Genomic DNA, 21,021 nt, shown 5'->3' on the forward strand with positions numbered 1-21,021 from the left:
GTCTCGCGGCGCCGCCTGGGGAGGGAGCCTCCATGAAGCCTGTTATCGTGCCGGCCGGCGGGGGTGGCCACGCGGCACGCAACACCTTGATCGACGATTCAGACGATCCCGTTGCCCCGGCATGACGCCGGTTCGCCGCTCACGGCGACATCCCGACGAACGTCGGCAGCAGCACGCGATAGACGTGGATCATCGCCGGCCCGAGCAGCACCAGCATCAACGACGGAAAGATGCAGAAGATCAGCGGAAACAGCAGCTTCAGCGCGATCTTCGCGGCCCGCTCTTCCGCGCGCATCCGGCGTCGAGTGCGAAGCAGGTCCGACAGCACGCGCAGCGATTCGCTGATGGCCGTGCCGAAACGATCGGCCTGGATCAGCATCGCGCAGAACGACTCGATATCCTCGACGCCGGTGCGCAGCGCGAGATTGCGCAGCGCCGTTTCCTTCGTGAAGCCGGAGCGCATCTCGAGCAGCAGCAGGTCGAGCTCTCCCGATACCACTTCGCTGCTGAAGCGCAGTTCCTCGCTCACCTTCATCAGTGCGGCGTCGAGCCCCAGCCCCGCTTCGACGCACACCGTCAGCAGATCGAGCGCGTCCGGGAAATCCTCGAAGATCTTCTGCTGGCGCACCTTGATCCGCTGCGACAGCACGATGTTCGGGATGTAATAGCCGATCCCGGCCAGCACGACGAGGATCACCGACAGGATGGCGCGCTCGTCGCCGAGCCGGGTCGTGATCAGCACCAGCAGCACCGCGCACGGCAGCGCGAGCGCGAGTACCGTCTTGGCGGTAAAGTACAGCGCGGCCGCGCTCTGGTTGCGCCAGCCGGCATTCATGAGCCGGATACGCAGCGGCGAACTCTCCCAGCCCTCCTTCGGCACCGACAGCTTCGAGATCGGCGTGGACAATTCCACCAGCTTCGCGACCCAGCGCGACGCCATGTCGTCGCCGTCGCCGGACGCGACGCCGGCGCCACCACCGCCGGCCTGCTGGATACGCCGCTGGATATTACGCGGCGCGAACAGCAGCATCGCGGCGAGCGCGCCGCCGGCCACGAAGAGGAACAAGCCGCCCAGCATCACGGCGTGGACAACGCTCAGGTTTTGCATGACACCCTCGCAACGGTTCGTGATTCGGTTCGCGCGTCAGACGCGAATCCGGACAATGCGGCGGATCCAGAGCAGACCGAAGACCATCGACACCAGCATCACGCCGACCATCCTGATCCCTGCCGGATCCTGCCAGAGCACCGACAGGAACTCGCGGTTCACCAGTGCGATCATCCCCGCAGTGCCGAACGGCAACAGCCCGAGGATCCATGCGGATAGCCGCCCTTCCGCCGACAGCACGCGCACCTTGTCGAACAGCTTGAAGCGCTCGCGGATCAGCGCGGAGATGCTGTCGAGCAGTTCGGCCAGGTTGCCGCCGGTCTCGCGCTGGATCAGCACCGCGATCACGAAGTAGCGCAGATCCTGCACCGGCACGCGTGTCGCGAGGTTCATCAGCGCGTCGTGCAGCGACACGCCGTAGTTGACCTCGTCGAACGTGACCCGGAACTCGCCGCCCATCGGATCGGGAAACTCCTCGCTCACCATCCCGAGCGTGCTCGTGAACGCATGGCCGGAGCGCAGCGCGCGCGCGATCATGTCGCAGATGTCCGGCAGTTGCCGTTCGAGCTTGCGCATGCGCCGCCGGCGGCAGCGCATCACGTACATCATCGGCAGGCAACCGGCAAACAGCGCGATCGGCAACGCGGCCAGTTGCGGCAACGTGGCGAAGCTCAGCGCCAGCCACGCGAGCGCCGGAAACACCGCGCTGAGCACGATCAGCTTCGGCAGCGTCCAGTCGAGGCCCGACTGCTGGATCATGAGATCGAGCGCATGCACGCGCGGTACGCGCAGCAGCAACTGATCGAACGGCTTCGACTCGTCGAGCATCCGCTTCTTCAGGATCGACAACCGCTCCTGCTGCACGTTGCCGCCGGCCGACATCGCGCGAATGCGCGACTCGATCCGGCGCGCGGCGGCGCCATGCCGCGCGTTCCACCATTGATAGGCGCCTTCGATCGTCAGCACGACCGCGACGAACGTGAGAATCACAAAGGCGTAGAAGATCGTGTTCATGAGGCCTCCCCGGCAGCCAGCGCCCTGTCGTCAGTTCGTCTCGTACCGCTGAGACGGGTCGTACAGCGAATCCGGCAGGTTGATGCCGAATGCCTGCAGCCGCTCGACGAACTTCGGCCGCACGCCCGTCGCGCAGAAGTGGCCGCGTACCGTACCGTCGCGGTCCACGCCCGTGCGCTTGAACGTGAAGATCTCCTGCATGTTGATGATGTCGCCCTCCATCCCGGTGAGCTCCTGGATGCTGACGATCTTGCGCCTGCCGTCGGTCAGCCGCGCGGCCTGCACGACCACCGAGATCGCCGACGTGATCTGCTGGCGCATCGTCTTCGGCGGCAACGTCAGGCCGGAGATGCTGACCATGTTCTCGAGCCGCGTCAGCGCATCGCGCGGTGTGTTCGCGTGGATCGTCGCGAGCGAGCCTTCGTGGCCGGTGTTCATCGCGTTGAGCATGTCGAGCGCTTCGGCGCCGCGCACTTCGCCGAGGATGATCCGGTCCGGGCGCATCCGCAGCGCGTTGCGCACCAGCGTGCGCTGCGTAATCTCGCCCTTGCCCTCGATGTTCGGCGGTCGCGTTTCGAGCCGCAGCACGTGCGGCTGCTGCAGTTGCAGTTCGGCGGCGTCCTCGATCGTCACGATCCGCTCGTTGCGCGGAATGAAGCCCGACAGGATGTTGAGCAGCGTCGTCTTGCCGCTGCCGGTGCCGCCCGACACCAGCACGTTCACCTTCGCGCGCGACAGCGCGTCGAGCAGCTCGGCCATCGGCGGCGTCAGGCTGTGGTAGCGCACGAGGTCGTCCATCTTCAGCGGATTGACCGCGAAACGCCGGATCGACATCAGCGGCCCGTCGATCGCGGACGGCGGGATGATCGCGTTCACGCGCGAGCCGTCAGGCAGCCGCGCATCGACCATCGGGCTCGATTCGTCGATGCGGCGCCCGACGCGCGACACGATCTTCTCGATCACCTTCATCAGGTGCGCGTCGTCGTAGAACGTCACGTCGGTCAGTTCGAGCTGGCCGAAGCGCTCGACATAGACCTGCCGGTACGTGTTCACGAGGATGTCGGAAACGGTCGGGTCGCGCAGCAGCGCTTCGAGCGGGCCGAAACCGAACATCTCGTCGTACACGTCGATCGCGAGCTGCCGCCGTTCGATGTCGTTCGCCGGCATCCGTTCGTCGTCGAGGATGCGCGTGATCAGCAGGCCGATCTCCGTGCGGACCGATTCCTGCGGCATCCGCGACAGCCGCTCGAGCTCGACACGTTCGAGCACGGCCAGGTGGATTTCGCGGCGCAGCTTCTGGTATGCGTCGCGCACGGACGAATGGGCCGGGCCGGTCGGTTCGCTGCCCGTCGCCAGTGGCGGCTGGGCCCGCTGCAACGACATCTGTTCGCGCAATGACATGATGGTTCCCCGAAAGACTTACATGGACTTGAGCTTCGGCGTGGCCTTGCGGCCGAACAGCCGGGACATCAGCGGTTCGCTGTGCGTTGCGCCGTGCCCCGCGCGCACCTCCCCTTCGACGAGTTGCTTCGCATACCCTTGCAACGCACGGACGACCCCCGTGCCGCACGCGACCCGCGACACCGGATGGCCCTGGTTGATCGCGTCGAGCACGGTGTCGGCATCGTCGGGAATCGTGCAGGCCGCGTGCAGGCCGAGCACTTCCTCGAGCGCCGCCCGGGTGCGGTCGCTCGCGCGCGTCGCGCGGTTCACGATCAGGCGCATCTGGTCGGTCGAGTAGCCGAGCGACACGAGGATCTCCAGCAGCCGGCGCCCGGCCCGCACGTGCGGCATCGCGGGCTGCAGCACGAGCTCGATCTGGTCGCTGCGATCCAGCGCGACCATCGACAGCGGATTGATGCAGACGCCGACGTCGAAGATCACGAAGTCGTAACGCGGCGCGGCGACGCCCAGGATCCATTCGAGCGCGTCCTCGCGCATCTCGGCGGCCTTGACCGGGTCGCCGGCGCCGGCGAGCACGTGGAAGTTTTCCGTCACGTGCGCGACGCTCGCATCGAGAAACGCGCTGTCGAGCCGTTCGATCTGCGCGCACAGCTGCGGCAGCGTCGACGGCGGGGTTTCGTCGCTGACGAGGAACGCCGCGTCGGCGAACTGCTGGTTCAGGTCGATCAGCAGCACGCGGCGCTTGAAGCCTTCCGCGATTTCGAATGCGAGATTGCTTGCCACGAAGCTCGTGCCGGCGCCCCCCTTGCACGACATGAACGACACGATCCGCGTATCGTCGGTGTCGCGCCGCGTGCTTTGCGCGGCCGCGCGTTCGAGCGCATTGCCGAGCACCTGTGTGTCGAGCGGCCACTGCAGCACGTCGCGTGCGCCTGCGCGCATCGCGTCGAGCAGCACGTGCGGCGACGTGTCGGCCGTCACGAGGATGCAGGTCAGCCCGGCATGCGCACGGCAGATCCGCTCGATCGCCGCCCGCTCGGGCGCGTCGAACGACGTACCGTCCACCAGCAGGATGTCGAACGCGTCGAGCCCGTCGGTGCGATGTTCGATCTGCGATGGGCGCCCGGTCGCGCGCGTTGCACGATAGCGTCCGCAGTCGGCCACGAGGCGCGCGATCTGCGTGAGTCGCGCGGTGTCGTCGGACGCTACGAGGATGTTGATCATGTCGTGTGCCTCGCCTGTTCGATCAATTGCAGTTGGCGCCGCCGGTCGAGGAGGTCAGGCTTTCTCGCGGCAGTGTCGTCGTGAACGGCGGCATCGTCACCGTGACGTTCACGAACGGGATCATCGTCTTGACGGTGACGTTCGTGACGCTCACGGTCACGAACGAACACGTGTTCACGGTGCAGTTGGCCGGGGTGTAGTTCACCGACACGTTCGCACTCGACAGCAGTGGCAGCAGCGCGGTCACGCGCTTCGCGACGCCGGCGGCATTGACGTCGCACACCACCGCCGTGCGTGCGCCGAGGCGCACGGCTTCGCTCGCGGTGTTCCAGTAGAACAGCACGCGGCCGAATTCGAAGATGCCGATCAGCAGCATGACCAGGGCCGATGCGATCAGCCCGAACTCGACGAGTGCCGAGCCGCGCTGGCCGCGCCGGCGCGACAGCGGGAAATGGCGCGCGTTCATGACACCTGCCTCATCACGGTGACGATGTTGCCGAACGTGATCGACGAGAGCCCTGGGTACACGGGGATCGGCTGATACCTGTAGCCCTTGATCTTCACCTCGACGACGTTGATCGCGCCCGATGCCGTGCCGCTCGCCGCGTTGTTGTTCGCGTCGTAGGTCGGCAGGTTCGCGAACTGCGACGGGTCGGACGGGTCGCTGCAGCCGGTCGTGCGCTGCGCGTCGCAGATCGTCACCATCGACGTCTTGAGCCCCGGCACCAGCTCGGTGCCGGCCGCGCCGCACGTCGTGCTGCCGTAGACGACCAGGCACTGCGCCGCCGACACCGGGTACGCGCTATCGGTCGGCAGCCAGACCGACAGGTAGCGCGCCGCATCGCGCGTCGCCTTGGTCAGCGTCTCGTACTGGTAGATCGCGCGGCCGAACTCGGCCACGCCGGTCGCGAGCAGGATCATCGGCATCAGCACGATCGCGAATTCCACGGCGACGACGCCACGGGTGCGCGAACGGCGAGACGGGGGCTTGTTCATGATCCGCTCTCCGCTATTGAACGAGCATCGGGACCTGGGTCCCGGACGCGCTGCCGCTGCCCGGCAAGCCGTGCGTCGCGCACGGGTTGTTGCCGGAGACCGACGAGCCGAGGTACTCGAGATGCGCGACGATAGCGCCGCTGCCCGCGCTGAACGGCAGCGGATCGAGCATCAGCACGCAATCCCATTGCGTGACGTGCACCTTGCCGCTGCTGCCCTTCAGCGTCGAACAGTCGCCTTCCGGCGCAAGCGCGACACGGCGGTCGCTGCCGTAAGTCTGGTAGTTGCTCGCCGTCGCGGTGCCGTTGGTGTTGATCCCGCTGCCCGAAGGCGGCGCGCCGTCGCCCTGGTAGGACTTGAAGGCTGCGCGGTCGGCCACGAACTGCGTGTACGCGTCGCCCTTGATGCCCGCCGTTCCGGGCGGCCCGTAGTTCGGGCCGACATACGCATAGCCGGTGAAGTCGGGCTGGCCGCTCGAGCCGTTCGCGCCGTTCGTATAGATGCCGAAGCGCGTGTTCCAGGCCCGCAGCGACGCCGACTTCAGGCCAGTGGTGGCGAGATCCGGCGGGCTCGTGATGTTGCAGGTGTTGCCCGACAGCTCGCTCGCGAGGGTCGGTTCGTTCGTCGAGCCGTCGAGCGCCGCCCAGCCGAAGTTGCCGGGCCCGTACGTCGACGACGACCCGGACGGCGACGCGATCCAGTCGCCGACCTTGTAGACCGGATCAGACGGGCCGCGACACACGAACACCGGAATCGCGCAGGTCGTCTGCCCGCCGCCCACCGTCGCGATCGCACTGGCGGACACGGTCGCCGCGTTCGCGAGCTTCGTGCCCGGCAGCACGTTCAGCACCTCGATGAACCAGTTCGCGATGTTGCTCAGCGCCGCGGTGCACTGCACGTACTTGATGTTCGCCGGCGTCGTGACCGAGCCCTTCGTCACGAACGGGTCGGTGAGCGAATCGCTGAACGTGACGTTCGCATTCGTCGACATCTGCACCGACTGGTTCTGGAAGAACACGAAGTTCAGGTGGCCGGCGGCAATGCCGTCGGCCTCGGCCACCGACAGGCTGATGGCCCCGGTCAGGTCACGCGCAGCCGACAGCGCGCACGCATCGGCGCTGTTCTGCAGTTCGCTGCGCGTGACGTACAGCTTGCCGAGATCCAGCGCGAGACCGACGAACCCGATCATCACCGCCAGTGCGAGACCGACGACGATCGCGACGGCACCGCGCTGGCGATGCAGGCTGCGACGCATGACTTTCGGACGACGAACTGCGCGGTTCATGGCGTTCTCCCTGAGCGTGCCGTCGTTACTGGGTGGCCTTGCCGACGCCGATCACGAACGCATTGGCGGGCGGATCGATCTGCTTGAACGACTTGTCGTAGTTGTCGAGCGCCGACGCGGCCGCGCTGCCGCTGACCACCGTCGTCGCGGCCGCGTGTTCGACGGCATGCGGATCGATGATCTGGGCCTGCGTCACGGCGCGGACCGATTGGCCGAAGCGGGTGTCCCACACCGGCGTGGACGACATGCAGCCGGCAAGCGCGAACGCGAGCGGTGCGGCGAGCGCCGCGCGGCGCACGAATACGAGGTAGGCGGATTTCATGAGTGTCCCCTTGGAATGGCATCAACGATCGGTGGACTCGGGTTCCGAGCGCGCGATCTGCGCGTGGGCAGCCGCCGGAATCCGGTGCTTCGGTCGCGCCGGCGCAGCCGGCTGGGCCGATGCGTCGGGGCCGGTCGCCGCCAGACGCGCGGCGGCGGCTTCGATGGACGCGATGCGGGCCGCGCCGGCTGCGTCGGATTGCGACACCGCGGCTGGCGCAGGCGCCTTCTGCGGTTCGGCCGGTACCGGCGGCTGCGCGTCCGACCCTTGCGGCGCGCGCGGAGCGGGCAGCACGGCGGTCGGGCCGGCCGGCGCGTCCGATTGCGGCGCCGGTGCGGGCGCTTGAGCCGGTGCCTGCTGGGCGTCTGCCGCGCCGTTCGACGGTTGCGCAGCCGGCTTGCGAACCCCGCCACGGCCTTCCATGTTGCCCGTCGCATACACGTCGGCTTCGTTCGGCTTCGAGAAGCTGTCGGTCGGCAGCGGCACGTCGGCGGTCTGCAACGGCTTCACGAGGTGCGGCGTGATCAGGAAGATCAGCTCGGTGCGGTCCTGCTGGAACGACGTGCTGCGGAACAACGCGCCGAGCACCGGCACTTCGCCCACGCCCGGGATCGCCTTCAGCGCGCCCGTCACGTTGTCCTTGATCAGCCCGCCGATCGCGAACGATTCGCCGTCGCTCATCTGGACCGTCGTCGATGCTCGCCGCGTCGTGATCAGCGGCAGGATCGACGTACCGCCGATGTTGGCCGCGCTCAACGTGACGCCCGTCTGCGAAAGCTCCGACACTTCCGGGGCCACCTTCAGGCTGATCCGGCCGTTCGCCAGCACGGTCGGCGTGAACTTCAGCGCGACGCCGAATTCCTCTTCCTGCAGCGTGATCGACGACGTGCCGTTGCCGCTGCTCTGCGGGATCGGGATGAAGATCTTGCCGCCGGCGAGGAAGGTCGCTTCCTGGCCGCTGATCGTCACGAGATTCGGTTCCGCGAGGATCTTGACCAGGTTGTCGGTGTTCTGCGCGTCGGCCGCGAGGTTGAACGGCTTGTTGTTCGCCTTGCTGAACGCGACCCCGCTCGCCACCCCGGCGAGCAGGTTGCTGACCAGCGCGCCGCTCCACGAGCCGAATCCGCCCTGGATGTTGAGCGCGCTGCCCATCTGGTTCATCAGCGTCTTCGACACCTCGGCCACCTTCACCTCGAGCATCACCTGCTGCGGCGACGTGACGGCCAGCATGTTCAGCACACCGCCGCCGCTTTGCTTGCCGCCCGCGCCCGCGGCCGGATCGCCGCCGCCGGCGCCGTCGCCGTAGGCATGCGCGATCTGCACGGCCTGCTGCGCGGCCTGCGAGCTCGACACGGTGCCCGACAGCACGATCGTGCCGGCCGCGGTCGTCACGCGGATATCGCGCTCGTTCGGCATCAGCTGCTGCAGCGACGCCTGCAGGCCGCCGGCATCCGCACCGACGGCCACGTCGATCACGCGGCATGCACCGCTCCGGCCCTGCACGATCATGTTCGTCGTGCCGACCGACAGCCCGAGGATGTACAGCGTCTGCGGCGACACCATCGTCGCCTGTGCGACGGCCGGATTGCCGATCGTCCGATTGCGCACCGGCTCCGGCATCGGCACCAGCAGCGACTTGCCGAGCGGCACGCTGACACTGGTCGAATCACGCACGGCGCCGACGCAGTTCGGCCCGCGCAGCGGCCCCGCCGACGCGGCGGGTGCGGCGGCCGCCACCGGCCCCATGCTGATCGTCATCTGCATCGGCCCCTTGCCGAGGGTGGCCGGCGCGCCGGCGCCGCCCTTCGTCAGTGCGCCCGCTTCGACGCCTTCCTGAGCCAGTGCGCCGTAGACGGTCAGCCATCCCGAACAGAGGATCGCGGCCATCATCGTGCCCCGTGCGACGCGTGTACGCAGCGGGCCGGACCCGGTGCATTGCGGTTTGGTCTTCATTTCGTCTGATCCCCCGAGAGACCGGCGCTGCGCCGGTTATCGACTTCCAAGGCCGCCGTGTCTCGCTGACGGCCGTTCTGTTTATCTGGATGCGTGCCGCTGCATCAGAAGCATTCGACGCTGCCCCTCACGCCCGTCAGCACGCCGACGCAGTCGCGCCGCACTTCCGGCCCCGCGTGCGATGCGACGTGCACGCGCACCGTCTTCACACGGGCCGGTGCCGGCGGCGCTTCCGGTGCGGGCTCCTTGCCGAGCAGCGTCAGCTTGGTCGCCCCGTCGGTGTTCAGCGTCTTCTGGTCGACCTGGTTGCGCAGCACGAGCGACAGCGTGCCGACGCTGCGCGCGAGGTCGAGCCGTTCGGCCTGGTCGGGCGTGACTTCCAGCGTCACCGCGTTGACGACCTTCGGCGCCGTGTCGTCGCGGCTCACCTGCTGCGCGACGGCGAGCACGAGGATGTGCTCGAGCACGATCTTCGAGATGCTCTGCCCGTCGGTCTTGCCCTGTTGTTCCTGCGTGTTGACGATCACGTCGACGTAGTTGCCCGGCAACGCGAAGCCCGCGACGCCGACCACGTCGTTCACGCGCACGGTGATCGCGCGGCTGCCGTCGGCGATGACCGCGGACAGCCCGCCCTTCGTGCCGACCGGCGCGAGCTTCGACTCGATCACCGGCTCGTCGCGCGACAGGCTGGTGCGGACCACGCGCCCTTCGAGCGCCTTGGTATCGGTGAACGCGCCGGTCGGCACGCTGCCCGACGGCCAGCTCACCATGCGGATCTGGTTCGGCCCGAGCGGTTCGCCCAGGTTCAGGTCGGTGGCCGCCACCGCAACCGGCGTGACCGCGCTCGTGGATGTCTGCATCAGCCAGTGGGACGCGAACACCACCGCGGCAAGACCCGCGACCATCGCGACGACCAGCATCAGGATTGCTCGACTGTTTTTCATGGCAATGCTCCTCGACGAATCGTGAAAGAAACCGCTCAACCGGCGACGTAGGTGCGCCCGCCGCGCTCGACGGGTGGCGGATGGCCGCCGTCCCGTTCAGGCACCGTGCCGAAATAGCTCGCCCAGGCGTCGTACAGCGCGTCGTGGGTCACTTCGGGCGGATCGCCGCGGTAACGCGCGCCGGCGGCGACGAGACGCAGCAGGTCCGCCGGGAAGCAGGCGAGAAACGCCTTGCCGGTCGGCAGATGCAGCCGATGCAGCAGATAGTCGAACGCATCGCTCGCCGAGACGAGACCGAGCGATGCGCAGGCCGCGTGGTACACGGCTCGGTAGTCGTCGATCGACAGCGCACCGACGTGCAGCTTCGAGCCGAGGCGGCGCAGGAACGCGTCGTCGCCCAGTTGCTCCGGCGACAGGTTGCTCGAGAACACCGGCCAGACGTCGAACGGCATCACGAAGCGGTTGCCGGATTCGAGCGTCAGTAAATCGACGCCGCGATCGAGCGGGCGCAGCCAGCGATTGAGCAGGTCGCGCGGCTCGACGCGCTGGCGGCCGAGATCGTCGACGACGTACATGCCCATGTTCGCCTTCATGTGCGGCGGCGCCTGGTAGAAGCCGGCAACCGGGTCGCGGCGCAGGTCGAGCTCGTCGAGCGTCAGTTCGCCGCCGGACATCACGACCGGCCGCTCGCACAGGCGCCAGCGGCGATCGACCGCCTGGCCGCCGGGTTGCGACGCCGCGTCGACATGCACGAGCGGGTCGTAGACCTGAATCACTTCACCGGCCACGCAGATCGCATGCGGCACCGGCACGTAGCCGTGCATCAGCGAGCCGAGCCGCTCGGCGAGAAAGGTCTTGCCGCTGCCGGCCGGGCCATGGATCAGCAGCGGACGGCCCGCATTCAGTGCGGCGGCCGCCGCGTCGAGCACCGACGTGTCGATCACGATGCCTTCGAACGCGGCCCACACGTCGTTCTGGCCGATGTGCAGCATGCGTACCGAATGCGCGGCCACGCAGGCGAGATATGCGTCGAGCGTCACCGGCGCGGGCCCGCTGTAACCGTTGCGCGCCTGCTCCTCGAGCGCACTCACCCGGCCCGCATCGGTCAGGCGGAACGTCACGTCGAGATCGGTCGCCCCGCGATGCGTGAGTTCGACGAGGCGCTCGCGCACCAGGAACGCAAAGACGTCGTCGAGTACCGCGAGCGGCAGGCAGTGCCGCTCGACCAGGTCGCCGTAGGTCGGGCGGCCGAGCATCAGCGTCGACTTCAGCACGAGCCCGGCAACGAACGTCTTGCTCAGGCCCGTTTCCTCGAGCGTGCGCGGCGCCCCCGGCGGCTGCGCGCCCAGCTTCGTATGCGCCTCCCGCGACGGCAGCGGATCGGGCAGACGGGCCACCTGCGCGTCGCGTCTCGGTTCGGTAGGGTTCGTGTTCATGGTCGCTCCATCCTCGTTGCGGATGCGTCGCGTCACGCGTACGACGCGAACAGCATGCCCAGCGTGCCGGCCGCGATCGCCACGCCATACGGCAGCGAGCCGACCGACGTGATTGCCGCGGGGCCGTCGGCGGCCTCCGCACGCGTGCCTCGCGCATGCCGCGCGAGCAGCGCGCGGACATTCGTCCACATCTGGCGCATCCGCCCGCGCAGCAGCACGACCGCGAGTGCACCGACCCCGCCGGCCACGAAGGTGGCCAGCACGATGTACACCGTCATCTGCGCGCCGACCCACGCACCGATCGCGAGCATCAGCTTCACGTCGCCGGCGGCCATCCCGCGCAACAGGTAGAACGGCAGCAGCAGCGCGAAACCGGTCGCCGCGCCGGCAAGCCAGCCGAGTGCGCCTGCCAGGACACCGTGCAGCAGGCACTGGGCGACCAGCGCGCCGGCGAGGCCGAGCACGACGAGCGGATTCGGAATGCGGCGGGCGGCGAGATCCGTGCCGGCCGCGGCGACCGCGAGCAGCGTCACGCACAGCGGAATCGGGTAAGGCGGCGCAACGGGTAGCATGGCGAACCTCGCGAAGCGAATCGAAGGATCAGGACACCATCGCCAGTGCGGTGGCCGCGGCAGCCATGACGGCCGTTGCGATCACTGCGTACGTATCGGCAAGCGAGCCCGTCAGCGTGACTGCGCTGCCCAGCAACGCGACGACGAACGTCGCGGCGAGGAACGCATACTCGATCGACGCCACGCCCTGCTCGTCGCCGATCTCGAGGCTTGCGACACGCGCGCTGGTTCGCATGATGGTCTCCGGTTCCGGGTGATCAGATGCGTGGGAGCGGCTCGAACGCTGCACCGGCCGAGCCGTCCGCACGCTCTGCTTTCCAGCGGCCTCAAACGGCCGCGGTCAGGTCGGCAGCGATCGTGGTGAACACGGTCTTGAGCTGCGTGCCGACCGCGGTGACGGCGACGATGATGCCGACGGCGATCAGCGCGGCGATCAGGCCGTATTCGATGGCGGTCACGCCGTCTTCATCGCGAACGAAACGGGCGGCTTGTTGAATGAACTTGGACATGGTGTTCTCCTTGCGTGGTGACTTTCAAAGCCCTCGCGTGCCGGCTGGTCGGATGACCGTGCATCGGTACATCGAGGTGGTGTGTTGATGCCGTGTGGTGCCGACGCGCGATTCGGATGCACCGTTCGTCGTACCGTCCTTCAAAGTGCTGTGACCGCCGAGTCCAGCTTCGCGGTGATCGTGCTGAACACGGTCGACAGGTCCGTACCGATCGCCGTCAACGCGACGACGAGGCCGAGCGCGATCAGTGCAGCGATCAGGCCGTATTCGATGGCCGTCACGCCGTCCTGATCCCGATCGAACCAGGCGATCTTTTCGATGACTCGTTTCATCCGTAATCTCCTTTCGGACTGCTATGAATTACCCTTCGTCGTTCACGACGTCGGGACGGGCACCACCGGCACTACTCGAGAAAAATGGAACGCGCCGCTCAGCTGCGGGAACGGGGGTGCACACCCCTGTCCGTGCGAACGGGTATCAGCGAGGCAGAAGGCGAGAGAGTCGTGTACGGCGCGACCGGCCGGATGAACCGGACGACCCGATCGACCCGAACGGCACGACGGCCGTTCGACGCATGGAATCCGGTTGAACGGGAAACAAACTCCCGGCAAAGCTGCAATATGTCTTTAACGCGGCTTGCGAGCCGCGGTGCGCTGTGGTCTTTCATTTTTATTCCCCGTATTCGGTCATGCCGATTTCTTGTTGCCCTGAAGACACCGGGTCACAACGGTCATTCGACGAATGCTTGCGAAGTGAATCGACCTGGAGCTGCGTGTTCCCCGACGCGCTCCGGCCTTCCTTTCCGCAGGCGATTCCGAAGCCGGTTCCTTCTGTCCTTTTGCCGGAACCGCCCGGTCGTCACCTCGTCGACTGCCGTGCCAACGCTTACGCAAAGAGCAGGCCACCTTGAGCGAAATCGAGGCGCAGCAAGGGTTCCGGCGATGCCGGTGCGGCCCGGCCCGGGGCTCGATACGCAAAATGTTTCAAAATTGATCTATGTTTTTTCGCAAGCGTTGTAAGCCGGAATGCCCGCCGCCGCGCTGCGACAAGGAGCAAAAATTTCTGCTCGGGATTTTCCCGAACGCGCGAAGTGGCCTGCGTTGCCCGCGACCGCCGCGATTCGGAGCCGGTCAAAATGCCCGAATGTTTCAAAGCAGAAACATGAAATCCGGATTTGCGCATTTCTCATACCTGAAAATCCGGTATTTACGCGCTGTCCCGAGAAATCCAAACCCCGGCTTTCAGCGGGTGGTTTGCATCACGCGATTTTTTCTTCAACAATGAATTCACCGGACAGCGCCATTTGAGCGCGAATCGATCCGCAGGCACGACCACATCGAACGGCTGCACAAAGCCAGGCAGCCTCTACACACAGACGGGGAATCATGTACACAGCCAATCGTGGGACGCGCGTTCGCGCCATACGCCGTGCTCAATGGCTGACAGCCGACCGCATCGTCCCGTACAGCTGCATCATGCTGATGCTCTTCGTCGCCCTGGTGATCGTGTGGGGTGTCGTGACCGACGGCTTTACCTCGAGCGACGTGACCCGTCCGGGCATGGACTTCTCGGTCTTCTGGACCGCATCGCATCTCGTGTTGCAAGGCCATGCCCCATCGGCCTACGACGCTTCCTCCTTCCTGCAGGCCGAGACCGCGCACTTCGGTGCGTATCTGCAGCATCGGCCGCTTCCCTGGCTCTATCCGCCGACGATGTTGCTGTTCATCGCGCCGGTTGCCCTTGTGCCTTTCCTGCCCGCTTACTTCCTCTTTTCCGCGGGCAGTCTTTTATGCTACGCGTTCGCCATCTCGCGGTTGTCGGGATTGCGCGCGCATCTTCCCGTGCCGCGTGCCGCGGCGCTGGTCGTGGCCGCGTATTCGGCCGTGTGCATGTCGGCGCTGTTCGGCCAGAACAGCATCCTGACCGCCGGCCTCGCCGCACTCGCGCTGCATCTGCTCGGCAAGCGTCCGGTCGTGGCCGGCGTGTTGATCGGGCTGCTCGCGATCAAGCCGCAACTCGCCGTGGTGTTCCCGTTCGCGCTGATCTCGGCGCGGGCGTGGCGCGCGTTCGGGACCGCGGCCATCACCGCGATGCTGTTCGCGGCGGCCGGGGTCGCGCTCACCGGTACCGGCGCACTGCATGGACTCGGCCAGGCCGTGGCGACGGTGCGCGACCAGCATTTCATGCTGCCGTCGTACTGGCTGGCGTCGCCGACACCGTTCGCCGCGCTGCGGCTCGCCGGCGTCTCTGTGCCGACCGCACTCGCCGCGCAAGCGGCAATCGCGCTGCTCGCCATCGCGGCGACCGTCGACGTGTGGCGCCGCACGCCCGACCTGCGCTTGAGGAGCGCCGTACTCTCCGTCGCCACCTTGTTGATTACGCCCTATCTGTGGCACTACGAACTGACCTGGCTCGGCATCGCGATCTTCTGCCTGATCGCCCATGGTTTCGATGAAGGCTGGCTGCCCGGCGACCAGGCCGTGATCGTGCTCGCGTGGCTGCTGCCGATCTTCGAGATGCTGAACCGGTTGATGAAGCTGCCGCAGATCGGCCCGATCGTCCTGCTTGCCGTGCTGTTCGTCGTCGTTCGCCGCGCGGCCCGGCGCTCGCCCCGGGATTCGCAATGAAGACGCCCCTTTTCGTTCGCCATGCCCATCCTTCAATGGCTGCGCATCCCGAACTCCCGATCGCCGGCCCGCGCCGCTATCCTCACTGGCTCAATCGCGATCGCGTGCGCATCTATGCCTTCGGCGTGTTGCTGACCGAACTCCTGTTCATCGGTATCTACATTGCGCGGCTGGTCCTGCAGCACGGCGCCGCACTGGTGCCGCTGTCGCAGGATTTCTCCGCGATCTGGAGCGCGGCCTGGCTCGCCGCGCACGGGCGCGCCGCCGACGTCTGGCATTTCAATGCGTTGTTTGCGGTCCAGCAACTCGCCGTACCGAGCATGAATCTCGAGGATGGCGCACTTCTGTGGCTTTATCCGCCCTCCATGCTGCTGCTGGTCCTGCCGCTTGGCTGGCTTCCGTACACGCTGGCGGTCGCGCTCTGGCTTGGCGTCACGTACGTGCTGTTCGCCGTCGTCATTCAATCGACCGTGCAGCGCGGCACCGCGTGGCTGTGCGCGCTGGCCTTCCCCGCCGCATTCGTGACCCTCGTCGTCGGGCAAACCAGCCTGTTTACCGCGACGCTCGGCGGCCTGGGCCTGCTGCTCCTGAATCGCCGCCCCGTATGGGCCGGGATCTGCTTCGGCATGCTGATGATGAAGCCGCAGATGGCCATCCTGTTCCCGCTCGCGTTGCTGTGTGCCGGCCAGTGGCGTGCACTGGCCGCATGGGCGGCGACGATTGCCGCCTGTGTCGTGCTCGCCACGCTCGCGTTCGGCGTCGATTCGTGGATCGCATTCGCACACGGGATGCACGGCGTGTACCAGGTCGTCAGCGCCGGCCATGCGAAGCTCGCGCGAATGCCGACCGTGTTCGCGCTGGCCGCAATGGCAGGCTGGCCCGCCTCCGTCGCCACCTGCCTCCAGCTGCTGTCTGCCGCGACCGCGGCCCTCGCCGTCATCTACGCGTGGCGCGGCGCCTGCTCGTACGCACTGCGCGCCGCGACCCTCGCCTGCGCCTGCCTGCTCGTCAGCCCCTATCTGTACGACTACGACCTGACCTGGTACGGCATCGTGATCGCGTGGTACGCGCGCTATGCGTGGACGCACGGCTGGCGCCGCTTCGATCGCGAATGGCTGCTGCTGCTGTGGCTGATGCCGCTCGCGGGCCTCGCGGTCGTGCCGCATCTGTCGTTCCAGTTCATGCCGCTCGTCACGCTGGCGTCGCTCGCGCTGCTCGTCAGCCGGATCGCCCGGGAACGACACGACGTGCCGTCGATGCCGGACACCCACGACAACTCGACCGAAACCGCGTTCACCCATCAGGCCAGAACGCACCACCGCCCGGCGTACGGAATGCGCCGCACCGGCCGACCGACCATCGGCGCGCATCGGTGAAACGACATCACAAGGGGAATCACCATGCGGGAACCACTCTATACACCGCTCATCTCGCTGGTCGTGCCGTTCTATAACGAAGGCGAGGCCGTCGAGCACTTTTTCGACGTCGTGATGCCGCTGATGACGTCCATCGACGCGATCCGTTTCGAGATCGTCTGCGTGAACGACGGCAGCCGCGACGACACGCTCGACCGGCTGATCCGGATCAGCAGCGCCGAGCGGCGCGTGCGCGTGATCGATCTCACCCGCAACTTCGGCAAGGAAGCGGCGCTCACGGCCGGCCTCGACGAAGCGCTCGGCGACGCGGTGATCCCGCTCGACGCCGACCTGCAGGATCCGCCGAGCCTGATCCCCGTGATGATCGAGCATTGGCGCGACGGCGCGGAAGTCGTCGCCGCGAAGCGCAGCAACCGCGCGTGCGATTCGTTCGCGAAGCGCACGGCGGCCGCGATCTACTATCGCGTGCACAACCTGCTGTCGGACGTGAAGCTGCCGGAGAACGTCGGCGATTTCCGGCTGATGGACCGCAAGGTCGTGCACGCGCTGCGCAACCTGCCCGAGCGGCATCGCTTCATGAAGGGGCTGTTCGCATGGGTCGGCTACCGCACCGTGATCGTCGAATACCAGCGCGACGCGCGCAGCGCCGGGCACTCGAAGTTCTCCGGCTGGAAGCTGTGGAATTTCGCGCTGGAAGGCATCACCAGCTTCAGCACCGTGCCGCTGCGCAGCTGGACCTACATCGGCGTCGGCATCGCCACGCTCGCGTTCCTGTACGGCGCGTTCATCATCGTCCGCACGCTGCTGTTCGGCAATCCGGTGCTCGGCTATGCATCGCTGATCTCGGTCACGCTGTTCATCGGCGGGATCGAGCTCATCGGGATCGGGGTCGTCGGCGAATACGTCGGGCGGATCTACGACGAGTCGAAGCAGCGGCCCGTCTACCTGATCCGCCGCCGCTACCAGGCGCACGGCAAGGTGATCGAACTCCCGGTCGCGCGCGATGCGCGCCGCCAGATCGCCCGCCGGCGCGTGCAGCCGACCCGTGCGCGGATCGGCGCACGCTGACCCGTGCCTACGGCCATGATCGCCCTGCTCCAGGCCGAGCGCACGCGGCTCGTGCGCTTCGGCGTGTCCGGGCTCGGCTCGACCGCGATCCACACGCTGGTGGCCGCGGCGCTGTTCGCGCGGTTCGATGCGACGCTGGTGACGGCGAACGCGATCGCCTTCCTCTGCGCGACGGCCTTCTCGTATCTCGCGAATACGCTGTGGAGCTTCTCGTCGACGGTGCGCACGCGCAACGCGCTGCGCTTTCTCGCGGTCACGCTGGCCGGTTTCGTCGAAACGATGCTGCTCGCGCGGGCGGCCGAAGCGCTCGGAAGCTCGCGCGGGATGAGCATCGTCGCGATCGCGCTGCTGGTTCCGCCGACCACGTTCGCGCTGCACCGGCTGTGGACCTACCGGTAAGCCATCCCGCTCCCTTTCCGCCACGCCCGGAATTAATCGGCCGCTCCATTAACAGGTTCAATGTCGCTATATTTATGTAACGCATCGAGCCGATTGAATCCGATTTTAAAATTACCGTCCGAAATAATATTAATACCCTGTTTACCTTTACAGCTTCCGGAATTAACCGAACGGGATAATCTGCATTCGCCATCTCGCCTGCACGTGCCTTGATCGGCACGAAGCCTTGCAGGACAAGGCGATGGCGGCCGCACGAAGAAATTCGCGCAACAATAAGTCCCATTCATTCAAACGGGAGCTTCTATGTCACGCGTCACCGATGTGCTCGTCTCATTCGATACCGAAACCATTCTCAAAAAATATCCGAATCCCAGCAAAAACCCGGCCGCACCGACGCTGATCGACTGGCGCTATGTCTATATGGTGACCAACCAGGACAACGTCATCTCCGGGCAGGCGGGCGGCGAACTCGACCTGAAGGCGCAGGTCGGCGACCTGATCCGCTGGCGTGAAACGAGCCTGTCGCTGGGCTTCGAGAACCAGGTCGTGTTCTACAAGTTCGTCGGCAACGTCGGCAACGAACTGATCTCGACGCCGACGCCGCGCGTCGCGGAGGCGTCCATTCCGGTGCCGAACACCAGCAAGCCCGAGGTGCCGACCTGCCAGAAGGTCGCGAACTACTACTGGTCATCGGAATGCCTGAAAGTCGGCCGCGTGACGTACCACTTCCAGTTCCAGATCATCGATCGCAACTGTCAGAGCCAGGGCTGCTTCTCCTGGGATCCGTTCATCTCGATCCATAACTGATCGCGGCAGGCGGGCGGCCGCGCGGCGGCTGCCCGCGTCATCCCCTTGTTGCGGAGGAAGCGCTCATGTCTGGTCTTCGTTGCGATGTGCTGGTGATCGTCGACGCCGTCACGTTGCTGTCGGCCTACCCGGAGGCAAGCCGGGACCCGGCCGCACCGACCGTGATCGACGGCCGGCACCTCTATGTGGTGAGCCCCGGCGGCGGCGCGCAGCTCGGCCACAACGACAGCCGCCTCTTTACCGGCCTGTCGCCGGGCGACCAGCTGCGCCTGCGCGAAACCGCGCTGGCCCTGCGCGCCGAGGTGAGCGTGCTGTTCGTCCGGTTCACGTTGAAGGAGGCGGGCATCGTCGCGCCGATCGAACCCGAAGTGCGCGACGCGGCCACGCCCGTGCCGGATGCCGACGACCTGCTGCATCCGCCGTGCCATCCGATGAAGGACCACTACTGGCGCAGCGACGTGCTGGCCGCGGGCGCCACCACGTGTACGGCCGACTTCGGCGTATACGACCGCGACGGCAACGTATCGGGCTATTTCCGCTGGGAAACGTCGATCGAGATCGCGGGGAGCGGGCCGGACACGAAGCAGCCCGGTTTCAAGCCGTCGTCGGATCGCAATGGTCATTTCACGCTGCCGCCGAATACGGCGTTCAAGGCGATCTTCTACGCGAATGCCGCCGACCGGCAGGACCTGAAACTCTTCGTCGACGATGCGCCGGAACCGGCCGCATCGTTCGTCGGCAACAGCGAGGACGGCGTCAGGATGTTCACGCTGAACTCGAAGGGCGGCAAGATCCGGATCGACGCGTCGGCCAACGGCAGGCCATCCGCGACCGATGCGCGCCTCGCGCCGCTGTCCGCGGGCGACTCCGTCTGGCTCGGCTGGCTGGGCGCCGAGGACGGCACCGATGCCGACTACAACGACGGCATCGTGATCCTGCAGTGGCCGATCACGTGAGCGTCGCGGCAATCGGCACGTGGGCGGTTCAGGTGCGCGGCAGCCCCGGCGGATTGGTCTGCGACCGCTCGATCGCTTCGGCGTCGAGGCTCCAGCGGCCGAGCACCTTCCGGTAGCTGCCGTTCGCGATCAGCGCATTGATCGCGACCGTCAGCGGATCGGCGAGGCCGCTGCCCTTGCGCGTCGTGATCGCGATATCCGCGGTGCGCGGCCAGCCGCCGCTCACCGTGCCGATCAGCTTCGCATCGCCGCGCAGCGACGCCTGGTACGCGAGCATCGAATTCACGCTGAAGATCGTGTCGACGCGCCCCGACTGCAGCGCGACCCAGCGCTCGGCCGCATCCGCGTAATACTGGATCTCGACCGGTGCGAGGCCGTGCGCGACGTTCTGCCGGTTCCACTCGAGCAGGATCTTTTCCTGGTTCGTGCCCGAATCGGTCACGACGCGCAACCCGGCAACATCTTTCGGCTCGCGGATCGCGGCGATCCGGCTGCCGTTCTTCACGTAGAAGCCGAGCTGATCCTTCCGGTAGGTCGAGAAGTCGAATTTCTCCTTGCGCTGTTCGGTCACCGTCACGTTCGAGATCACCGCGTCGACCTTGCCGGACTGCAGCGCGAGCGGCCAGTCGGCCCACGACAGCGGCACGAGCTTCAGCTTGCGGCCGATGCTGTCCGCCACGAGCTGCGCGAGATCGGGATCGAAGCCGACCACCGTTCGCGCATCGGTCGCATAGGTGCTGAGCGGCGGCAGGTTCGGCGCGATGCCGATCGTCAATGTGTTCGCTTCCGCAAACCGGAAGCCGGCCGGCAACGCCTGCTCGACTGCCGGGTTCAAGCTGCCGCGCAGCCGGCCGGGCTGCTCGGGACTCAGGTCGAACGTTGCGGCCTGCGCGGCCATGCTGCTGCCGATCAGGACGGCGGCCAGCACGCGAACGACGTGCGCAACGGGGAATGCTGTTCTTCTCATGTCTTCCGGATTCCTTTATTTTTTGATGGTGCGGGCGCGGAACGCGGGCGGAAC

23 protein-coding genes are annotated in these 21,021 nt (G+C 66.7%); 6 read left to right on the plus strand and 17 right to left on the minus strand.

Translation table 11 applies throughout. The annotated features are described in order from the left end of the window. Positions 1–139: 139 nt before the first annotated feature. The 16 genes from CFB47_RS35595 to CFB47_RS40905 all read right to left on the minus strand — a co-directional run bounded on the left by CFB47_RS35595 (position 140) and on the right by CFB47_RS40905 (position 13,949). Positions 140–1,108 carry a type II secretion system F family protein gene (locus CFB47_RS35595; protein ID WP_089464044.1) on the minus strand — a complete coding sequence of 323 codons (969 nt, stop codon included), beginning with the start codon at positions 1,106–1,108 and terminating at the stop codon, positions 140–142. Between the two features lie 36 nt (positions 1,109–1,144). After that, complete coding sequence (locus CFB47_RS35600) at positions 1,145–2,122, minus strand: type II secretion system F family protein (protein WP_089444306.1); 978 nt, start codon at positions 2,120–2,122, stop codon at positions 1,145–1,147. A 30-nt stretch (positions 2,123–2,152) separates the two neighbouring features. Next, positions 2,153–3,523 carry a CpaF family protein gene (locus CFB47_RS35605; RefSeq protein ID WP_089464045.1) on the minus strand — a complete coding sequence of 457 codons (1,371 nt, stop codon included), beginning with the start codon at positions 3,521–3,523 and terminating at the stop codon, positions 2,153–2,155. A gap of 18 nt (positions 3,524–3,541) precedes the next feature. Next, a complete protein-coding gene (locus tag CFB47_RS35610; protein WP_089464046.1) occupies positions 3,542–4,750 on the minus strand; it encodes an AAA family ATPase in 1,209 nt (402 codons plus the stop codon). 22 nt (positions 4,751–4,772) lie between these two features. After that, complete coding sequence (locus tag CFB47_RS35615) at positions 4,773–5,216, minus strand: TadE/TadG family type IV pilus assembly protein (protein WP_089464047.1); 444 nt, start codon at positions 5,214–5,216, stop codon at positions 4,773–4,775. Then, a complete protein-coding gene (locus CFB47_RS35620; RefSeq protein WP_089444310.1) occupies positions 5,213–5,746 on the minus strand; it encodes a TadE/TadG family type IV pilus assembly protein in 534 nt (177 codons plus the stop codon). Before CFB47_RS35620 ends, CFB47_RS35615 begins: the two co-directional genes overlap by 4 nt. 13 nt (positions 5,747–5,759) lie before the next feature. Next, a complete protein-coding gene (locus CFB47_RS35625) occupies positions 5,760–7,031 on the minus strand; it encodes a pilus assembly protein TadG-related protein (RefSeq protein WP_089464048.1) in 1,272 nt (423 codons plus the stop codon). 25 nt (positions 7,032–7,056) lie between these two features. Then, positions 7,057–7,353 carry a hypothetical protein gene (locus CFB47_RS35630; protein ID WP_089444312.1) on the minus strand — a complete coding sequence of 99 codons (297 nt, stop codon included), beginning with the start codon at positions 7,351–7,353 and terminating at the stop codon, positions 7,057–7,059. A 21-nt stretch (positions 7,354–7,374) separates the two neighbouring features. Beyond that, positions 7,375–9,306, minus strand: coding sequence for a type II and III secretion system protein family protein (locus tag CFB47_RS35635; protein ID WP_089464049.1), 1,932 nt, complete (start codon positions 9,304–9,306; stop codon positions 7,375–7,377). Between the two features lie 104 nt (positions 9,307–9,410). After that, positions 9,411–10,250: a Flp pilus assembly protein CpaB gene (gene cpaB / locus CFB47_RS35640; protein ID WP_089444314.1), complete on the minus strand. Its 840-nt coding sequence runs from the start codon at positions 10,248–10,250 to the stop codon at positions 9,411–9,413. 35 nt (positions 10,251–10,285) lie between these two features. After that, positions 10,286–11,686: an ATPase gene (locus CFB47_RS35645; RefSeq protein WP_089464050.1), complete on the minus strand. Its 1,401-nt coding sequence runs from the start codon at positions 11,684–11,686 to the stop codon at positions 10,286–10,288. A gap of 32 nt (positions 11,687–11,718) precedes the next feature. After that, positions 11,719–12,258: a prepilin peptidase gene (locus tag CFB47_RS35650; RefSeq protein ID WP_089444316.1), complete on the minus strand. Its 540-nt coding sequence runs from the start codon at positions 12,256–12,258 to the stop codon at positions 11,719–11,721. Between the two features lie 28 nt (positions 12,259–12,286). Beyond that, on the minus strand, positions 12,287–12,493 hold the full coding sequence (locus tag CFB47_RS35655; RefSeq protein ID WP_089444317.1) for a Flp family type IVb pilin: 207 nt from the start codon (positions 12,491–12,493) through the stop codon (positions 12,287–12,289). Positions 12,494–12,584: 91 nt separating this feature from the next. Continuing rightward, the gene (locus tag CFB47_RS35660) at positions 12,585–12,767 is read right to left on the minus strand and encodes a Flp family type IVb pilin (protein ID WP_089444318.1); all 183 of its coding nucleotides are present in this window, start codon (positions 12,765–12,767) and stop codon (positions 12,585–12,587) included. 140 nt (positions 12,768–12,907) lie between these two features. After that, positions 12,908–13,099: a Flp family type IVb pilin gene (locus CFB47_RS35665; RefSeq protein ID WP_089459441.1), complete on the minus strand. Its 192-nt coding sequence runs from the start codon at positions 13,097–13,099 to the stop codon at positions 12,908–12,910. 553 nt (positions 13,100–13,652) lie between these two features. Beyond that, complete coding sequence (locus CFB47_RS40905; RefSeq protein ID WP_143330911.1) at positions 13,653–13,949, minus strand: hypothetical protein; 297 nt, start codon at positions 13,947–13,949, stop codon at positions 13,653–13,655. A gap of 203 nt (positions 13,950–14,152) precedes the next feature. On the opposite strand from CFB47_RS40905, the gene CFB47_RS35670 reads away from it, so the two are divergent. The 6 genes from CFB47_RS35670 to CFB47_RS35695 all read left to right on the plus strand — a co-directional run bounded on the left by CFB47_RS35670 (position 14,153) and on the right by CFB47_RS35695 (position 20,000). Next, positions 14,153–15,394 carry a glycosyltransferase family 87 protein gene (locus CFB47_RS35670; RefSeq protein ID WP_089464051.1) on the plus strand — a complete coding sequence of 414 codons (1,242 nt, stop codon included), beginning with the start codon at positions 14,153–14,155 and terminating at the stop codon, positions 15,392–15,394. Then, the gene (locus tag CFB47_RS35675) at positions 15,391–16,770 is read left to right on the plus strand and encodes a glycosyltransferase family 87 protein (protein WP_089464052.1); all 1,380 of its coding nucleotides are present in this window, start codon (positions 15,391–15,393) and stop codon (positions 16,768–16,770) included. The genes CFB47_RS35670 and CFB47_RS35675 overlap by 4 nt, the downstream gene beginning before the upstream one ends. 24 nt (positions 16,771–16,794) lie before the next feature. Further along, a complete protein-coding gene (locus CFB47_RS35680) occupies positions 16,795–17,838 on the plus strand; it encodes a glycosyltransferase family 2 protein (protein ID WP_089464053.1) in 1,044 nt (347 codons plus the stop codon). 15 nt (positions 17,839–17,853) lie between these two features. Further along, complete coding sequence (locus CFB47_RS35685; protein ID WP_089464054.1) at positions 17,854–18,237, plus strand: GtrA family protein; 384 nt, start codon at positions 17,854–17,856, stop codon at positions 18,235–18,237. A 303-nt stretch (positions 18,238–18,540) separates the two neighbouring features. After that, entirely contained in the window at positions 18,541–19,044 is a 504-nt protein-coding gene (locus tag CFB47_RS35690) for an inclusion body family protein (RefSeq protein WP_011349899.1), read from the plus strand. A gap of 65 nt (positions 19,045–19,109) precedes the next feature. After that, the gene (locus CFB47_RS35695; RefSeq protein ID WP_089464055.1) at positions 19,110–20,000 is read left to right on the plus strand and encodes an AidA/PixA family protein; all 891 of its coding nucleotides are present in this window, start codon (positions 19,110–19,112) and stop codon (positions 19,998–20,000) included. 28 nt (positions 20,001–20,028) lie between these two features. On the opposite strand, the gene CFB47_RS35700 is transcribed toward CFB47_RS35695, so the two are convergent. Then, positions 20,029–20,967 (minus strand): ABC transporter substrate-binding protein, encoded by a 939-nt coding sequence (locus CFB47_RS35700; RefSeq protein WP_089464056.1) that lies wholly within the window; start codon positions 20,965–20,967, stop codon positions 20,029–20,031. Positions 20,968–21,021 lie beyond the last annotated feature (54 nt).

It is taken from the genome of Burkholderia sp. AU27893 (genome assembly GCF_002223205.1).
GTDB lineage: Bacteria > Pseudomonadota > Gammaproteobacteria > Burkholderiales > Burkholderiaceae > Burkholderia.

Bases quoted from the DNA above. Each gene is read 5' to 3' on its own strand.
- CFB47_RS35600 (WP_089444306.1), bottom strand. From the start codon at position 2,122: ATGAACACGATCTTCTACGCCTTTGTGATTCTCACGTTCGTCGCGGTC.
- CFB47_RS35700 (WP_089464056.1), bottom strand. From the start codon at position 20,967: ATGAGAAGAACAGCATTCCCCGTTGCGCACGTCGTTCGCGTGCTGGCC.
- CFB47_RS40905 (WP_143330911.1), bottom strand. From the start codon at position 13,949: ATGCGCAAATCCGGATTTCATGTTTCTGCTTTGAAACATTCGGGCATT.
- CFB47_RS35665 (WP_089459441.1), bottom strand. From the start codon at position 13,099: ATGAAACGAGTCATCGAAAAGATCGCCTGGTTCGATCGGGATCAGGAC.
- CFB47_RS35675 (WP_089464052.1), top strand. From the start codon at position 15,391: ATGAAGACGCCCCTTTTCGTTCGCCATGCCCATCCTTCAATGGCTGCG.
- CFB47_RS35635 (WP_089464049.1), bottom strand. From the start codon at position 9,306: ATGAAGACCAAACCGCAATGCACCGGGTCCGGCCCGCTGCGTACACGC.
- CFB47_RS35685 (WP_089464054.1), top strand. From the start codon at position 17,854: ATGATCGCCCTGCTCCAGGCCGAGCGCACGCGGCTCGTGCGCTTCGGC.
- CFB47_RS35660 (WP_089444318.1), bottom strand. From the start codon at position 12,767: ATGTCCAAGTTCATTCAACAAGCCGCCCGTTTCGTTCGCGATGAAGAC.
- CFB47_RS35670 (WP_089464051.1), top strand. From the start codon at position 14,153: ATGTACACAGCCAATCGTGGGACGCGCGTTCGCGCCATACGCCGTGCT.
- CFB47_RS35605 (WP_089464045.1), bottom strand. From the start codon at position 3,523: ATGTCATTGCGCGAACAGATGTCGTTGCAGCGGGCCCAGCCGCCACTG.
- cpaB (WP_089444314.1), bottom strand. From the start codon at position 10,250: ATGAAAAACAGTCGAGCAATCCTGATGCTGGTCGTCGCGATGGTCGCG.
- CFB47_RS35625 (WP_089464048.1), bottom strand. From the start codon at position 7,031: ATGAACCGCGCAGTTCGTCGTCCGAAAGTCATGCGTCGCAGCCTGCAT.
- CFB47_RS35615 (WP_089464047.1), bottom strand. From the start codon at position 5,216: ATGAACGCGCGCCATTTCCCGCTGTCGCGCCGGCGCGGCCAGCGCGGC.
- CFB47_RS35630 (WP_089444312.1), bottom strand. From the start codon at position 7,353: ATGAAATCCGCCTACCTCGTATTCGTGCGCCGCGCGGCGCTCGCCGCA.
- CFB47_RS35610 (WP_089464046.1), bottom strand. From the start codon at position 4,750: ATGATCAACATCCTCGTAGCGTCCGACGACACCGCGCGACTCACGCAG.
- CFB47_RS35695 (WP_089464055.1), top strand. From the start codon at position 19,110: ATGTCTGGTCTTCGTTGCGATGTGCTGGTGATCGTCGACGCCGTCACG.
- CFB47_RS35595 (WP_089464044.1), bottom strand. From the start codon at position 1,108: ATGCAAAACCTGAGCGTTGTCCACGCCGTGATGCTGGGCGGCTTGTTC.
- CFB47_RS35655 (WP_089444317.1), bottom strand. From the start codon at position 12,493: ATGCGAACCAGCGCGCGTGTCGCAAGCCTCGAGATCGGCGACGAGCAG.
- CFB47_RS35620 (WP_089444310.1), bottom strand. From the start codon at position 5,746: ATGAACAAGCCCCCGTCTCGCCGTTCGCGCACCCGTGGCGTCGTCGCC.
- CFB47_RS35690 (WP_011349899.1), top strand. From the start codon at position 18,541: ATGTCACGCGTCACCGATGTGCTCGTCTCATTCGATACCGAAACCATT.
- CFB47_RS35645 (WP_089464050.1), bottom strand. From the start codon at position 11,686: ATGAACACGAACCCTACCGAACCGAGACGCGACGCGCAGGTGGCCCGT.
- CFB47_RS35680 (WP_089464053.1), top strand. From the start codon at position 16,795: ATGCGGGAACCACTCTATACACCGCTCATCTCGCTGGTCGTGCCGTTC.
- CFB47_RS35650 (WP_089444316.1), bottom strand. From the start codon at position 12,258: ATGCTACCCGTTGCGCCGCCTTACCCGATTCCGCTGTGCGTGACGCTG.